Origin of the sequence: Halomonas sp. 707D4 (assembly GCF_024158685.1) — a bacterium.
Lineage (GTDB): Bacteria > Pseudomonadota > Gammaproteobacteria > Pseudomonadales > Halomonadaceae > Vreelandella.
On sequence record NZ_JAMZBD010000758.1, the window covers coordinates 1 to 1,025 of the forward strand.

General features: G+C 66.4%; 2 protein-coding genes. Both read left to right on the forward strand.

Features of this window, described 5'->3' with window-relative positions:
* A partial coding sequence (locus tag BIS11_RS18490) for an ABC transporter ATP-binding protein (RefSeq protein ID WP_253586851.1) occupies positions 1 to 745 on the forward strand: 745 nt, incomplete at its 5' end.
* A gap of 10 nt (positions 746 to 755) precedes the next feature.
* On the forward strand, positions 756 to 1,025 hold a 270-nt coding region (locus tag BIS11_RS18495; RefSeq protein ID WP_367399237.1), incomplete at its 3' end, for an ABC transporter permease.

The following is a 1,025-nucleotide window of genomic DNA, read 5'->3' on the forward strand; positions in this document are numbered from 1 at the left end:
CTCCTACGATGGCCAGGACAACGCCATCGAAGGCATCGACCTGTCGATCGCGGAAGGGGAGTTCGTAGCCTTCGTGGGGCCGTCGGGCTGCGGCAAGTCCACCTTCATGAAGCTCTGCACCGGGCTTCACGCGCCCACCACGGGCCGGGTACGGGTGGATGGCGAGCCGGTGAACGGCCCATTGAAGATCACCGGCATGGCGTTTCAGAACGCCAACCTGCTGCCCTGGCGCACCGTGCTCGACAACGTCCTCTTGCCGCTGGAGATCGTCGAGCCCTACCGGCGCCAGTTTCGCCGCCGCCGCGAGGAGTTCGCGGGCTGGGCGCGAGCGCTCCTGCACACCGTCGGGCTTGCCGACTACGCGGACAAGTACCCCTGGCAGCTCTCCGGCGGCATGCAGCAGCGCGCCTCGATCTGCCGAGCACTGATTCACCGCCCGAGGCTTCTGATGCTCGACGAGCCCTTCGGAGCGCTTGATGCCTTCACCCGGGAAGAGCTCTGGTGCGTGCTGCGCGATCTGTGGCAGGTGCAGCGCTTCACCGTGGTGCTGGTGACCCACGATCTGCGCGAGGCGGCGTTTCTCGCCGATACCGTCTACGTGATGAGCGCTCGCCCCGGGCGGGTGATCGAGAAGCGCGAGATCGACTTGCCGCGCCCGCGCTCGATCGAGTCCACCTACGAAAAGCCCTTCATCGATCTGGTGCACGCGCTGCGCAGCCGGATCGGCGACGTGCGCGAAAGCTAAAAGGCTTGCCATGAAACCACCGAGTAGAACCCTCGAGCGCCTCGCGCCCTGGATCGCCGTGGCGGCGCTGGTGCTGATCTGGGAGGCGACGGTGCGCCTTTTCGACGTGCCGAGCTTCATCTTTCCCAGCGCCCTGGAGACGCTCCAGGCGCTCATCACCTACGCCGGGCCCATCGGCCGTCACTCCTGGCAGACCTTCTGGACCACCCTGATCGGCTTTGGCCTCGGAGTGGCGGTGGGGCTGGTGCTGGGCTTGATCATCGGCTCGTCGCGCTTTCTC